The 13,128-nt window shown below is 74.0% G+C and carries 15 protein-coding genes; 4 read left to right on the forward strand and 11 right to left on the reverse strand.

The features are described from left to right. Positions 1-237: 237 nt before the first annotated feature. From DZF91_RS04130 to clpS, 7 genes are all read right to left on the reverse strand, one after another. Positions 238-1,185, reverse strand: coding sequence for a PLP-dependent cysteine synthase family protein (locus DZF91_RS04130; protein ID WP_117356166.1), 948 nt, complete (start codon positions 1,183-1,185; stop codon positions 238-240). 15 nt (positions 1,186-1,200) lie between these two features. Further along, positions 1,201-1,473: a MoaD family protein gene (locus DZF91_RS04135; RefSeq protein WP_117356167.1), complete on the reverse strand. Its 273-nt coding sequence runs from the start codon at positions 1,471-1,473 to the stop codon at positions 1,201-1,203. Positions 1,474-1,670: 197 nt separating this feature from the next. Beyond that, complete coding sequence (locus DZF91_RS04140; RefSeq protein ID WP_117356168.1) at positions 1,671-2,096, reverse strand: Mov34/MPN/PAD-1 family protein; 426 nt, start codon at positions 2,094-2,096, stop codon at positions 1,671-1,673. 33 nt (positions 2,097-2,129) lie between these two features. Further along, positions 2,130-3,353 (reverse strand): sensor histidine kinase, encoded by a 1,224-nt coding sequence (locus DZF91_RS04145; protein ID WP_117356169.1) that lies wholly within the window; start codon positions 3,351-3,353, stop codon positions 2,130-2,132. Further along, complete coding sequence (locus DZF91_RS04150) at positions 3,350-4,294, reverse strand: MEDS domain-containing protein (protein WP_117356170.1); 945 nt, start codon at positions 4,292-4,294, stop codon at positions 3,350-3,352. The genes DZF91_RS04145 and DZF91_RS04150 overlap by 4 nt, the downstream gene beginning before the upstream one ends. 88 nt (positions 4,295-4,382) lie before the next feature. Further along, positions 4,383-4,970, reverse strand: coding sequence for a DUF2017 domain-containing protein (locus tag DZF91_RS04155; protein ID WP_117356171.1), 588 nt, complete (start codon positions 4,968-4,970; stop codon positions 4,383-4,385). 27 nt (positions 4,971-4,997) lie between these two features. Beyond that, entirely contained in the window at positions 4,998-5,294 is a 297-nt protein-coding gene (gene clpS, locus DZF91_RS04160; RefSeq protein WP_117356172.1) for an ATP-dependent Clp protease adapter ClpS, read from the reverse strand. A 269-nt stretch (positions 5,295-5,563) separates the two neighbouring features. Here clpS and DZF91_RS04165 point away from each other — a divergent pair, with 269 nt between their 5' ends. The 3 genes from DZF91_RS04165 to DZF91_RS04175 all read left to right on the forward strand — a co-directional run bounded on the left by DZF91_RS04165 (position 5,564) and on the right by DZF91_RS04175 (position 8,165). Further along, positions 5,564-6,907, forward strand: a complete 1,344-nt coding sequence (locus DZF91_RS04165; protein ID WP_268915917.1) for a nicotinate phosphoribosyltransferase — start codon at positions 5,564-5,566, stop codon at positions 6,905-6,907. A gap of 137 nt (positions 6,908-7,044) precedes the next feature. Then, positions 7,045-7,623 (forward strand): isochorismatase family protein, encoded by a 579-nt coding sequence (locus DZF91_RS04170; RefSeq protein WP_117356173.1) that lies wholly within the window; start codon positions 7,045-7,047, stop codon positions 7,621-7,623. Beyond that, entirely contained in the window at positions 7,620-8,165 is a 546-nt protein-coding gene (locus tag DZF91_RS04175) for a gluconokinase (protein WP_235834070.1), read from the forward strand. The genes DZF91_RS04170 and DZF91_RS04175 overlap by 4 nt, the downstream gene beginning before the upstream one ends. A 92-nt stretch (positions 8,166-8,257) precedes the next feature. Here DZF91_RS04175 and DZF91_RS04180 read toward each other — a convergent pair whose 3' ends face one another. The 4 genes from DZF91_RS04180 to DZF91_RS04195 form a co-directional block, all read right to left on the reverse strand. Then, positions 8,258-10,003, reverse strand: a complete 1,746-nt coding sequence (locus DZF91_RS04180) for a DEAD/DEAH box helicase (RefSeq protein WP_199486399.1) — start codon at positions 10,001-10,003, stop codon at positions 8,258-8,260. A 36-nt stretch (positions 10,004-10,039) separates the two neighbouring features. Further along, complete coding sequence (locus tag DZF91_RS04185) at positions 10,040-10,867, reverse strand: zinc metalloprotease (protein WP_235834071.1); 828 nt, start codon at positions 10,865-10,867, stop codon at positions 10,040-10,042. A gap of 426 nt (positions 10,868-11,293) precedes the next feature. Further along, a complete protein-coding gene (locus tag DZF91_RS04190; RefSeq protein WP_117356174.1) occupies positions 11,294-11,548 on the reverse strand; it encodes a DUF3039 domain-containing protein in 255 nt (84 codons plus the stop codon). Between the two features lie 17 nt (positions 11,549-11,565). Then, entirely contained in the window at positions 11,566-12,150 is a 585-nt protein-coding gene (locus DZF91_RS04195; protein WP_117356175.1) for a YqgE/AlgH family protein, read from the reverse strand. A gap of 171 nt (positions 12,151-12,321) precedes the next feature. Here DZF91_RS04195 and DZF91_RS38750 point away from each other — a divergent pair, with 171 nt between their 5' ends. After that, entirely contained in the window at positions 12,322-13,002 is a 681-nt protein-coding gene (locus DZF91_RS38750; RefSeq protein WP_147340987.1) for a hypothetical protein, read from the forward strand. Positions 13,003-13,128 lie beyond the last annotated feature (126 nt).

The raw sequence follows: 13,128 nt of genomic DNA on the forward strand, positions 1-13,128 counted from the left end.
GCTCCCCGGCGACCGTCCGCGCCCGGCCGTCCGGACCCGCCCCGCCCGCGCCGGAGGCGGCCGTCCGGACCGGGGCCGGACCCTCCGGACGCGCGGGTCACGCCGAGCTCGCCCACCAGAGATTATGGAGTTCGGACGGCACGGAGACCGCCCGAACTCCACGGCTTCCCGGGGCAATACCGCCGCGACGACCCCGGGGACGCCCCGATTGCCCGGTTACCTGCCGGGTCTGGGGTTTTACGCCCAGAGCTGGCCTTCCAGCCGGGATTCCGCCTCTTCCAGCGTGCCCTCGTAGGCGCCGGTGGACAGGTACTTCCAGCCGCCGTCGGCGACGATGAAGACGATGTCGGCCGGTTCGCCGGCCTTGACCGCCTTGCGGGCCATCCCGAGCGCGGCGTGCAGGGCCCCGCCGGTGGAGACGCCCGCGAAGATGCCCTCCTGCTCCAGCAGCTCCCGGGTGCGGCGCAGCGCGTCCGCCGAGCCCACCGAGAACCGGGTGGTCAGGACGGACTCGTCGTACAGCTCGGGCACGAAGCCCTCATCGATGTTGCGCAGGCCGTAGACGAGCTCGCCGTACCGCGGCTCCGCCGCCACGATCCTGACGTCGGGCACGTGCTCCCGCAGGTAGCGGCCGACGCCCATGAGCGTGCCCGTGGTGCCGAGCCCGGCCACGAAGTGCGTCACCGACGGCAGGTCGGCGAGGATCTCCGGGCCGGTCGTCTCGTAGTGGGCGCGGGCGTTGGCCTCGTTGCCGTACTGGTAGAGCATCACCCAGTCGGGGTGCTCGGCGGCGAGGGCCTTGGCCACCCGGACGGCCTCGTTGGAGCCCCCGGCGGCCGGGGACGGGATGATCTCCGCGCCCCACATCCGCAGGATCTGGCGGCGCTCCTCCGAGGTGTTCTCCGGCATCACGCAGACCATCCGGTAGCCGCGCAGCCGCGCGGCCATGGCGAGCGAGATGCCGGTGTTGCCGGACGTCGGTTCGAGGATGGTGCGCCCCGGCGCGAGCAGGCCGTCCTTCTCCGCCTGGGCGATCATCCACAGGGCGGGACGGTCCTTCACCGAGCCGGTCGGGTTGCGGTCCTCGAGTTTGGCCCAGAGGCGGACCTCCGGGGACGGGGACAGCCGGGGCAGGCCGACGAGCGGCGTGTGCCCCAGCGAGTCGAGCAGCGAGTCGAAGCGCATGGCACGGACGCGCGGTCAGCCGCCGGCGACGGCGGGCAGGATGGTGACGTTGTCGCCGTCGGACAGCTCGGTCCCCAGCCCGCCGAGGAACCGGACGTCCTCGTCGTTCAGGTAGACGTTGACGAACTTGCGCAGTCTGCCGCCCTCCACCAGCCGGTCCCGCAGGCCGGGGTGGCGGGTGTCCAGGTCGGCGAACAGCTCGTCGAGCGTGGCGCCCTTGCCCTCGACGGCCTTCGAGCCGTCGGTCAGGGTGCGCAGAATGGTGGGAATCCGAACCTCGATCGCCATCGCGAATCTCCTTGAATGTCGTGCACGGCGAGCCCTTCCACGGCGGACGGCCGGGAGGGCGCTGGGTCAAACCGGGAGGAGATGCGAGGGCGGACAGTCGTAGACGACCTCGGCGCGCGAGTGCCCGAACAGGAAGCTCTGCACGGGACACACCGCGCCGCCCCCGCTCCGGGGTCCGCTCGTCGTCCACATGGCACTCATTTTACCTGGGAGTAGCTCTCGACCACGGTGACCTCTTCCTCGGTCACCTCGCCGTCCACGATGCGGTACGAGCGGAACTCCACGTCGTCGGCGTCCCTGGTGGACACCAGCACGTAGTGGGCGTTCGGCTCGGACGCGTAGGAGACGTCGGTGCGCGAGGGGTACGCCTCCGTGGCGGTGTGCGAGTGGTAGATCACGACCGGTTCCTCGTCCCGGTCGTCCATCTCGCGCCACACCCTGAGCTGCTCCATCGAGTCGAAGCGGTAGAACGTCGGCGACCGCTCGGCGTTGGTCATGGCCACGAACCGGACCGGACGGTCCGACCCGGCGGGACCGGCGACCACGCCGCACGCCTCGTCCGGGTGGTCCGCGCGCGCGTGCGCGACGATCCGGTCAACCAGGGCCTGCTCGATCGTCAGCATGCGCCGAAGCGTACCCGCCGCTCGCCACGCAGGTCAGCGCCGCCCCTGCGGCACGGGCGGCGGCGCGGTGGGCAGCCCGGAAGGCGGATCCGCGGGCGGCCCGGCGGGTGGTTCTTCGAGGCGGGTGTGCAGCCGGACCCGCGTGCCGGACCGGGCGTCGGAGCGGATCTCCACGATGTGGCACAGGCACCGGACGGCCCACATGGCGGCCTCGGCCGGACGGTCGAGACGCGGCGGGATGTGCCCGAGGAAGCGGTCCTCGACGCGGGCGGCGGGGTCGGCCAGCTCGCAGACCAGCTCGTCGGCCGTCGCCCACACCCACAGGTCGCCGCTGCCGCCGCCGTGCCGGACGACGGCGGTCGCGACCTCGTTGGCGGCCAGCAGGAACGGCAGCCTCCGGTCGTGCGGGAGGCCGAGGCGTTCGGCCTGCCCGGACAGGAAGTCGCGGACGTCCGGGAGCTGGCCGGTGGTGAAGCGGCGGTGCGCGGCGGACGGGGGCGGAGGGGCGAGCGGGCTCCGGTTGCACTCGGCGTAGAAGGCGGCCGGGTCGGCGTAGGAGGGGTTGCGCCACTCCCCCTCGGCGTCCGCGAACACCGGATGGGTGCGCGCGGCGTCGGCCAGCACCTCCCCCGGGACGACCCGGATGTCATAGGCGCACGTCAGGATGGTGGAGGTGGCGTCGAACACCACGTTCAGCAGGGCCTCGTGCCGCTGCCATTCGACGAGTTCCAGCGGACTGCGGCAGTCCCAGGGCGGTTCGGCGAGCACCCGCAGGCGCCCGCGCCGCCACCAGTCGGTGCGTCCGCGCTCGTGGAAGGAGGCGAGGGCCTTCGTCGGACCGCCGTACCAGTCCGCCGCGTCCAGGAACTCGATGTCCGGGACGCCGCCGGGCCGGCCGGACGCCGGGTCGGGAGCCGGGGCGGCACCGGACGCGGATCTCGCGGCGGAGGCGAGCAGGGCGGCGACCAGCAGGCGGCGGCGCGGCTCGGGGAGGATCACGACCAGGACGTCCCCGGCTGCGGCGCCTTCGGCCAGGTAGGCGGTGGCGGCGTCGCGGAACTCGGCGTCGGTGGCGTAGAACAGCGCCCGGTGCCGCAGGCGGTCGCGGGACGGACGCCGGTGGCGGTCGTCCGGGAAGGGCACCGGGCGGGGTCCGGGGGCGGCGTGCGGAGCTGCGGCGTCGTAGGGAGCTGCGGCGTCGTGGGACGCGGGGGCGTCGTGCGGGGCGGGGACCGGACGGCGGGGGCCGCCCGTCATGCCGGCGCCTCCTCCACGAACACGCCGGGAAGGCGGTCCCAGCCGGCGATGCGCAGCATCAGCGCCAGGTAGGGCGGGACGGAGCGCAGGACGACCTGGCGGTCCAGCCCGCCGCCCGAGCTGCGGGTCTCCAGGATCGCGCGCAGCCCCTCGGTGTCGCAGAACGCCAGGCCGGACAGGTCCAGGCAGAGGTGGCCGTCGCGGCGGGCGGCGACGGCCAGGGCCTCGCGCAGCGCGGGCAGCGTGGACGCGTCGACCGCGCCGGTGAGCGCCAGGCCGGGCGGGGTGAAGGTCGGGGTGACGCGCAGGACGCCGTCGTCGTGCAGGTCGTCCACCCGGACCAGGCCGTCGTGGCAGGCCAGGAGCTGCCGCAGCTGCTCGTCGCCGAACCAGCGGCGGTCGTACTGGCAGATCGCCATCGCGCGGGAGCCGGGCGCCCGGAACGCGCCCCGGCACTTGTGCTCGAACTCGCGGAACCGCTCGGTGCCGGGCCAGCCGCGCAGCGAGAACGACGTCTCCCCGGTGATCCGGACGCCCCGGAACCCCTGGACGAGCGCCAGCTCGATCTCCGCGCCGAGCAGGTCCACGGTGGCGTCGGGGTCGAACCGCCCGGACGCCATGAACGCCTCGATCACCGGGCGCGCCGCCAGCGAGCCGTCCGCGGCGGCGGCGTGCACGTCGAGGCCGAGGCCGGTGAAGGCGGGGGCGGCGGCGAGGCGGTCCAGGACGGCGTCCGCGTCCTCCTGGTCGGCCAGGTAGATGATCTTGTGGTCGCGGCGCAGGCCGTCCCGGACGTAGGCGGCGAGCACCGCGTAGCGCTCCTCGTCGCCGCCGAACGCCAGCGCCAGGTGGTCGCCGAACCGCATCTCGCCGACGGGCACGCCCTCCGAGTCCGGATCGGTCTCCGGCAGCGGCAGGCCGTCGTCTCCCAGCGTGGACATGTCACGGCCTCCCGGGGACTGGGGCGGCGGCGTGCCGGGAAGGGGACCGGGTCCGCCGTCGAGCTCGCCCTACCCCGCCAAAATAGCCCTACCAGACGGCCCGGACGAGGCTTTCCTGAAGCATCGTGAGCCAGTCGTAGGCGGCGTACATCGGCATCCGCGGATCGGACGGGTCGAGCCGCTCGGCCTCCTCGTACCACTCCTCGGAGATGTCGAGCCGGGTGCCGAGCGCCAGCCGGACGTCGTTCAGCGACCGCAGCCACGCCTGCGCCTGCTCGGTGGTCAGCTCCACCTCGCCGGACCTGCCCCGGCCCCCGGACCGCCCCTCGGCGCGTCCCCCGCCCGGCAGGCCGCCGCCGAAGGCGTCGGCGAGGGTGGCGAGGACGATCCCGGCCGCCTCGCGCTTGCCGTCCCGCAGGCCCATCTCGGTGTAGCGGCGGAACTCCCCGGCGGCCTCGCCGTCGTCGCGGTAGGCGTCCGGGAACAGCCGGGCCAGCACCGGGTCGTCGGGCGCCGAGGCCCGGTCGGTGATCCCCACGGCGGCCAGCTCGTCGTCCGCGCCCGGCGGGTCGCCGAGCAGGTCCAGCAGCTGCTCGGTCAGCGTGCGGACGAGCGCGGCCTCCTCCGGCTCGAACCGGATCCGGACGGCGCCCTCCCGCCCCTTGCGCACCTTCACTCGCGCACCTTCACTCGCGCACCTTCATCAGTCGTCCCGTTTCACGGTGGCCCACAGGCCGTAGGAGTGCAGGACCTCCACGTCCCGCTCCATCTCCTCGCGGGTGCCGCTCGCGACCACCGCGCGGCCCTTGTGGTGGACGTCCATCATCAGCTTCTCCGCCTTGGCCTTCGGATAGCCGAAGACGGCCTGGAACACGTACGTCACGTACGACATGAGGTTGATCGGGTCGTTCCAGACGATCGCCAGCCACGGCCGGTCCGACGCCACGTCCTCGGCGATGTCCGGCCGGTCGAGTTCGACCGGTGCGGGTGCACTGCTCATGGCTCGCCGTCTTCCTCTCCCCCGGTCCAGATGGCCGCCCCTCTCCATGAATGCTAGTTCGTGCGACCTCCGTGCGGGGACCACGCCCCCGTGTCGCCTTCCGCCCCCGCGGTCGCCTCCTCCGCGTCCGTTCCGTCCGTCCCCTCCGTCCCGGCCGCGGACGGCGGGGTGGCGGGGTGGCGGGGTACGCGCGGGTTCCGGGCGGCTCGGGCGGACGGTCGGACCCTCCGGCCGCCACGCCGTTCGCGCCGCTCAGTAGGGTTTGCGCTGTGGAACATGCAGGTTTCGGCACGACCGGTACGTCCGGCACGACCGCGTTGCTCACCGACCAGTACGAGCTGACCATGCTCACCGCCGCGCTCCGGTCGGGAACGGCCGAGCGCCGGGCGGTGTTCGAGGTGTTCGCCCGCCACCTGCCCGCGGGCCGCCGCTACGGCGTGGTCGCGGGCACCGGGCGGGTGCTGGACGCGGTGGAGGCGTTCCGGTTCGACGCCGACACCCTCGCGTTCCTGCGCGAGCGGGACGTGGTGGACGAACCGACCGCCGAGTGGCTGGCCGACTTCCGGTTCAGCGGCGACATCCACGGCTACGCCGAGGGCGAGTGCTACTTCCCGGACTCCCCGATCCTCACCGTGGAGGGGACGTTCGCGGAGGCGGTGCTGCTGGAGACCGTGGTCCTGTCGATCCTCAACCACGACTGCGCGGTCGCGTCCGCCGGGTCCCGGATGGCGGTCGCCGCCGGGGGCCGTCCGATGATCGAGATGGGGTCGCGGCGCACGCACGAGCACGCCGCCGTCGCCGCCGCGCGCGCCGCCTACGTCACCGGCTTCACCACCACGTCGAACCTGGAGGCGGGCCGCCGCTACGGCGTGCCGACCGCCGGGACCGCCGCGCACGCCTTCACGCTGCTGCACGACGGCGAGCGGCACGCGTTCCAGGCCCAGCTCGACACGCTCGGCGAGGGCACCACGCTGCTGGTGGACACCTACGACGTGGAGCGGGCGGTCCGGACGGCGGTGGAGCTGGCCGGGCCGTCGCTCGGCGCGGTCCGGATCGACAGCGGCGACCTCGGCGTCGTCGCCCGGCGCGTCCGGGAGCAGCTGGACGAGCTGGGCGCGACCGGCACCCGCATCATGGTCACCGGCGACCTGGACGAGTACGGCATCGCCGCGCTCGCCGCCGCGCCCGTGGACGGCTACGGCGTCGGAACGTCCCTGGTCACCGGGTCCGGCGCGCCCACCGCGTCACTGGTCTACAAGCTCGTCGCGCGCGCCGACGGCCCCGGCGCGGACGCCCCGATGCGCCCGGTCGCCAAGCGGTCCACCGGCAAGCCCAGCCGGGGCGGGCGCAAGACCGCGATGCGCCGCCTGGACGGCCACGGCGTCGCCTGCGCCGAGATCGTCGTCACCGGGGAGCCGCGGCCCGGCGGCGGCGACCGGCCGCTCCAGGTCCCGCTGGTCGCCAAGGGCGAGATCGTCGGGCGCGAACCGCTCGCCGCCGCCCGCGACCGGCACGCGGCGGCCCTCGCCGAGCTGCCCGCGACCGCCCTCCAGCTCTCGCGCGGCGAACCGGCCCTGCCCACCGAGTTCGTCGACGGCGGACCGGGCCGCTGACACCGGCGGCGGGCCGGACCGCCGGTGTGGACGGCGCACCGGACCGCCGGTGTGGACGGCGGGCCGGGCCGCCGACTGGGTAAGCAACACCCCGAAGAGGACCGACAGCGAGGAGCGGACGTGACCGAGGAGCGGACATGACCAGAGCACTGCTCATCATCGATGTGCAGAACGACTTCTGCGAGGGCGGTTCGCTGCCCGTCGGGGGCGGCGCGGACGTGGCGGCGGCGATCACCGCGCACGTCGCCGCGCACCGCGACGAGTACGCGCACATCGTCGCCACCCGCGACTTCCACCTCGATCCGGGCGACCACTTCTCGCCGGAGCCGGACTTCGTCAACACCTGGCCGCCGCACGGCGTGATCGGCACGGCCGGAGCGGACTTCCACGAGGCGCTGGCGCTCGGACCGATCGAGACGGTGTTCAGCAAGGGCCGCGAGGCCGCCGCCTACAGCGGCTTCGAGGGCCTGAACGACGACGCGGTCGCGCTCGGCGACTGGCTGCGCGACCGCGGTGTGGACGAGGTGGACGTGGTCGGCATCGCCACCGACCACTGCGTCCGGGCGACCGCGCTGGACGCCGTCCGGGAGGGGCTGCGCACCCGCGTCCTGCTCGGCCTGACCGCCGGGGTCGCCAAGGAGACGACCGACCGCGCCCTCGCCGAACTGCGGTCGGCCGGCGTGGACCTGACCGGGGACCCCGTCCTTCGCCCGTGACCGCGGACGAGGCACGAGCGGCCTGGGCACGCCCCCTGCCCGCCGCTCCCGTCGTGCTGGTCACCGGTGTGGCGGGCAGCGGCAAGACGACGGTCGGACGGCTGCTCGGCGACCTGCTCGGCTGGGACTTCGCCGACGCCGACCAGTTCCACCCGGCCGCCAACATCGCCAAGATGAGCGCGGGCGTCCCGCTCACCGACGCCGACCGGACGCCCTGGCTGGAGACCATCGCGGGCTGGATCGACGAGCACCGCGCCGCCGGCCGCCCGGCCGTGGTCACCTGCTCGGCGCTGCGCCGCTCCTACCGGACGCTGCTGACCGAGGGCCGCCCCGAGGTCCTCCCGGTCTTCCTCGACGGCGACCGGGCGCTCATCGCGGAGCGGATCGCCCGGCGCGGCGACCACTTCTTCGGACCGGCCATGCTGGACGGCCAGTTCCGCGTGCTGGAGCGCCCCGGTCCCGACGAGCACATCCTCGTCCTCCCCGTCACCAGGCCCGCCGCGGACCTGGCCGCCCTGATCGCCGCCGCCGTCCTGCCCTGACCGTCCTGCCCTGACCGTCCGGCGCCGTCCTGCCCTGACCGTCCGCCGCCGTCCGACGGGGCGGGCCGGGCCGGGCCGGGCCGGGCCGGGACTCAGTGGCGGCGGCGGGCGGCCCAGTCGCGGATCTTGTCGATGCGCTTGCGGACGTCCTCGGCGCTCGCCTGGGCGAGGACGGGACCGCCGCAGGTGCGGCGCAGCTCCGAGTGGATCACGGCGTGCGGCTGGCCGGTGCGGTGGCTCCAGGCGCCGACCAGGCCGTTCAGCTCCTTGCGCAGGGCGTGCAGGTCCTCGGCGGCGGTGCGGTCGGCGCGCGGGTCGCCGGTCTTGCGGCTCCGCTCGTTCTTGATCTGCTCCGCCTGCCGCTTGCGCAGGAGCTGGGTCACCTGCTCGGGCTCCAGCAGCCCCGGGATGCCGAGGAACTCCTCCTCCTCGGCCGAGCCCGGCTGCGCCTGCATGCCGAACTCGCCGCCGTCGTACAGCACCCGGTCGAAGGTCGCCGACGCCTCGACCGTTTCGAACGGCAGCTCGTCGCCGACGACGTCGGGGGTCTTGCGCTCGCGGTTGGCCTCGGCGAGCAGGTCGTCGTCCAAGCCGTCCTCGCGGACCGGCCGGTCGAGGACGTGGTCGCGCTCGGCCTCCATCTCGGCCGCGTGCCCCATCAGCGTCGGCACCGACGGCAGGAACACCGACGCGGTCTCACCGCGCTTGCGGGCCCGGACGAAACGGCCGATGGCCTGGGCGAAGAACAGCGGCGTGCTGGTGGAGGTGGCGTACACGCCGACCGCCAGCCGCGGGATGTCGACGCCCTCGGACACCATCCGGACCGCGACCATCCAGCGGTCCTCGGTGTCGGCGAACGCCTTGATCTTCTTGGACGCGGTCGGGTCGTCCGACAGCACGATCGTCGCGCCCTGCCCGGACACATCGCGCAGCGTGCGGGCGTAGGCCCGGGCCGCCTCGTGGTCGGTCGCGATGACCAGGCCGCCCGCGTCCGGGATGGCGCGGCGCAGCTCGGTCAGCCGCTTGTCGGCCGCCGCCAGGACGTGCTTCATCCAGTCGCCCTTGGGGTCGAGCGCCGCCCGCCACGCCTGGGACATCTGGTCCTGCGTGAGGGGCTCGCCGAGCGTCGCGGCCAGCTCGTCGCCCGCGCGGGTGCGCCAGCGCATCTCGCCGGAGTACGCCAGGAAGATCACCGGGCGGACCACTCCGTCGGCGAGCGCCGGGCCGTAGCCGTAGGTGTAGTCGGCGCGGCTGCGCCGGATGCCGTCCGGCCCCTCCTCGTACTGGACGAACGGGATCGGGTTGATGTCGGTGCGGAACGGCGTGCCGGACAGGCACAGCCGGCGCGTCGCGGGCTCGAACGCCTCGCGCACCGCGTCGCCCCAGGACAGGCCGTCGCCCGCGTGGTGCACCTCGTCGAAGATCACCAGGGTCTTCTTCATCTCGGTGCGGTTGCGGTGCAGCGCCGGCCGGGCCGCGACCGTCGCGTAGGTCACGGCGATGCCGTGGAACTCGCGGCCGACCGCGCCCTGCCCGTTCTGGAACTCGGGGTCGATCTTGATCCCGACGCGGGCGGCGGACTCGGCCCACTGCCGCTTCAGGTGCTCGGTGGGGCAGATGACGGTGACGGCCTGGACGAGACGGCGGTCGAGCAGCTCGCGGGCCAGGCGGAGCGCGAAGGTCGTCTTACCGGCGCCGGGCGTGGCGACGGTCAGGAAGTCGCGCGGACCGGGCTGCGTTCCGTCCGAGCCGAAGTAGACCTCGAGGGCCTGCTGCTGCCAGGCGCGCAGGGACGACGCGGTCCCCCACGCGGCCCGTTCGGGGAACGCGGGGGGCATGCTCGATGCGGCGAAGGTGCTCACGGTCATCGAAGGCTACCGATCCCGACCGACAGATCGTGCCGCGCGGCCCCTGCCGGACCCGGCCGCGCGCCCCCGGTAGGCCGCCCACAGAGCCCGCACGCGACGCCCCTGACCTGCGGTGAACTCCCGCATGCAGGCGTCCGGGGCATAGTCCATGAAGTTGTGGACAGGATCGTCTCCGGGTTGTGGACAGGTGTCCTTCCTCATAGGGCAGCCGTTGGTGGCGGACGCCTCGTACGGGGTGTCGTCCACCTGGTCGCCCGGGGGCGTGCAGCCGTTCTCGAACGTGTGGTAGAGCCCGAGCCAGTGCCCGATCTCGTGGACGGCCGTGAACCCCAGGTCGTAGGGGTGGAAGGTCCCGCCGGGGACGCTGCGGTAGTCCACGACCACGCCGTCCAGCACCGGCTCCTTCCGGTACGCCTCCGGGAACGTCGAGAACCCGAGCACGTCCGAGCCGACGGCGGCCGTGTACAGGTTGAGGACGCCGGGTCCGCCCCGGCGCAGGGCCCGCTTGAGCTGCCGCTGCTGCTGCTTGGGCTCGCGGAACCAGGTCGGGTTGTTCGTGCGGTCGATCCCGGCCAGGTGGAAGGCGACCCTCGTGTCCGCGCCGCCGCGCCGTCCGCCGTAGGCGACGTTGAGGGCGTCGACCTGCCGCCCCGCCACCGCGTCCGGCAGCGCGCCCTCGGTCCCGTCGGTGATCACGTGGAAGCGCACCGGCACCCGGAGCGGGCCCGCGCGCCGCTCCGCCCGGTCGACCGCCCCGAGGTCGGACGTCCCGTACCGCGCCACCAGCCGGGCACGCAGATCCCTCTCCATCGCCTCGACACGCGCTCTCCCCACCGTCTCCCCGTCCTCGCCCCGCGTCCTGCGGGCCGCGCCGGCCAAGCCGTCCAGAGCCGCCCCTGCGGCCCCTCCGGCCCGCGCGGCCCCCGGACCCGTTACCCCGCCGCGCGCCGGTCGAACGCAGTCGGTCCGGACGCCTGCGCCCGAGGACGCGGCGTCCGCCGGACGGACGGCGCCTCCCCCACCCGCCGCGGCCCGCGCACGCGCGGCGGAACCCGCCGACATGTCCGGCCACGAAGGTTCACCCTTCGCGCTCGCGACCGTACCGAACGTGACCGACAGTGCGCACACCGACAGTGCGAAACCCCGCCCCATGACTCATCCCCCGAACCGCAGACGTCGTGATCCCCCGGCCGATCGTCGCACGACCGGCCGGGGGATCACGGGGAGATACGCGCGGAGGCTCCGCTCACCCGCCGGGGGCTACTTGTCGCCGCCCTTGTCGCCGCCGGGCTTCATCGACTCGTAGATCTCCTTGCACTCCGGGCACACCGGGTACTTCTTGGGGTCGCGGTTCGGCACCCAGACCTTGCCGCACAGCGCGATCACCGGCGTGCCGGTGACGGCGCTCTCGGTGATCTTGGCCTTCTTGACGTAGTGCGCGAACCGCTCGTGGTCGCCGTCACCGTGCGACAGGTCCGGCCGTACGTCGCTCTCGGGAAGGATCTTCGTGCTCACGTCTTTCACCTTAGCCGTCAGTTCAGGGTGGGGTCGTCGGGAAAGGTCGACACGAACGCCAGGTCGCCCGCCTGGCGGCGCAGCACCTGCTGCCAGAGCCGCTCCGGCTCGGCCGCGAACACGTCGCCCGCCTCGGCCGCGACCAGGTACCAGGCGCCGTCCTCGATCTCGCCGAGCAGCTGGCCCGCGCCCCAGCCGGCGTACCCGGCGAAGACGCGGAGCTGGAGCAGCTCGGGCGCGAGCAGCGCCGGCGGGGCGTCCAGGTCGACGAGGCCGACTCTGGCCACCGAGGGGTCGCCGTCGAGGGGTCGCCAGCCGAGCGGCTCCTCCTCACCGGGCAGCCGGGCCAGGGCCAGCGCGTTGTCCAGTGCCACCGGACCGCCCTGGAACACCACCGAGGGGACGGTCACCAGCTCGGCCCAGGGCGGCAGCACCCGGTCGACCGGCACCTCGGTCGGCCGGTTGAGGACGACGCCGAGCGTCCCGCCGTCGCCTCCGCCGTCGTCGTGCTCGACGACCAGCACGACCGTGCGGCGGAAGTTCGGGTCGTCGAGCTGGGGGGTCGCCACCAGCAGGGTCCCCACCGTGATGCCGTCTTCCATGGCACCATCATGCGTCGCCGCGGCCCCCGGCGGCACATCCCCCCACCGGTTGCCCCGTTACAGGGCCCGGCCGAGGGGATATGAAGAAAAATGGGTCATGGTTTATGCATGCTCTAGATTACGGCCGTGCGCGGGGCGCGGTCCCGTAGGGCCGCCGGGCCGGAGGTCACGATGCAGTTGCCGAGGGTCGTCATAGCCGCCGTCTTCTTCGTCATAGCGGCGCTCATCGCCGTGCCGGAGCTGATGAAGTGGGGGTCGGGCGGCGCGAACGCCTCCAACAGGCCCGTCTCCAACTCCAGCTCCGTCCCCACACCGACGGCGTCCGACAGCGGCTCGGGCACGCCGGGCAAGGGCAAGTCGTCGCCGACGCACGGGACCAAGCCGGGGTCCACGCCGTCCTCCCCGGCCGGCGCGGAGCCGCTGGTGGTCACGTTCGGCTCGGTGGACTGCCCCGGCCGCACGGTGGACGTGACGGTCCGCAACGAGAGCACGCGGGAGCAGAGCTACTCGGTCGAGCGCGACGACAACTCCACGCCGGTGACGGCCAAGGTCGGGCCGGGCGCGACCCGCACCAGCACCCTGCGGCTGCGCGAGGACCGGCGGACGCTGGTCGTGGTGAACGACTCCGCGCACCGGCTGGTCAAGCAGAAGGCCGTCAAGGCGAACTGCGCGGGCGCGACGCCCAGCCACAAGCCGACCCGGCTGCCGCACACCGGCGCGGACTCGGCCATGATCTGGGCGCGGGTGGCGACCGGCGCGGGCGCCCTGGTGACCGGTGTGATCATCCTCTGGTACGGCGGGATCTGGCCGCGCCGCCGCGACCCCATGTTCAACGACAAGGGCGCCAAGTAGGCACGCCCGGCGAGTAGGCACGGGCCGGCGAGTAGACCTGGGCGCCACGGAGACCCGGGCCGGCGAGTAGCCGCGAGCAGTGGACAGGCCGCCGCCCCGCCCTCCCGCTCGGCGCGGGAGTGCGGG

This window comes from Actinomadura logoneensis, assembly GCF_003428695.1.
Classification (GTDB): domain Bacteria; phylum Actinomycetota; class Actinomycetes; order Streptosporangiales; family Streptosporangiaceae; genus Spirillospora; species Spirillospora logoneensis.

Coding starts and splice junctions, on each gene's coding strand:
- DZF91_RS04150 (WP_117356170.1), bottom strand. CDS start 4,294: ATGTCCACGCTGGGAGACGACGGCCTGCCGCTGCCGGAGACCGATCCG.
- DZF91_RS04170 (WP_117356173.1), top strand. CDS start 7,045: ATGACCAGAGCACTGCTCATCATCGATGTGCAGAACGACTTCTGCGAG.
- DZF91_RS38750 (WP_147340987.1), top strand. CDS start 12,322: ATGCAGTTGCCGAGGGTCGTCATAGCCGCCGTCTTCTTCGTCATAGCG.
- DZF91_RS04180 (WP_199486399.1), bottom strand. CDS start 10,003: ATGCCCCCCGCGTTCCCCGAACGGGCCGCGTGGGGGACCGCGTCGTCC.
- DZF91_RS04195 (WP_117356175.1), bottom strand. CDS start 12,150: ATGGAAGACGGCATCACGGTGGGGACCCTGCTGGTGGCGACCCCCCAG.
- clpS (WP_117356172.1), bottom strand. CDS start 5,294: ATGAGCAGTGCACCCGCACCGGTCGAACTCGACCGGCCGGACATCGCC.
- DZF91_RS04135 (WP_117356167.1), bottom strand. CDS start 1,473: ATGGCGATCGAGGTTCGGATTCCCACCATTCTGCGCACCCTGACCGAC.
- DZF91_RS04130 (WP_117356166.1), bottom strand. CDS start 1,185: ATGCGCTTCGACTCGCTGCTCGACTCGCTGGGGCACACGCCGCTCGTC.
- DZF91_RS04140 (WP_117356168.1), bottom strand. CDS start 2,096: ATGCTGACGATCGAGCAGGCCCTGGTTGACCGGATCGTCGCGCACGCG.
- DZF91_RS04145 (WP_117356169.1), bottom strand. CDS start 3,353: ATGACGGGCGGCCCCCGCCGTCCGGTCCCCGCCCCGCACGACGCCCCC.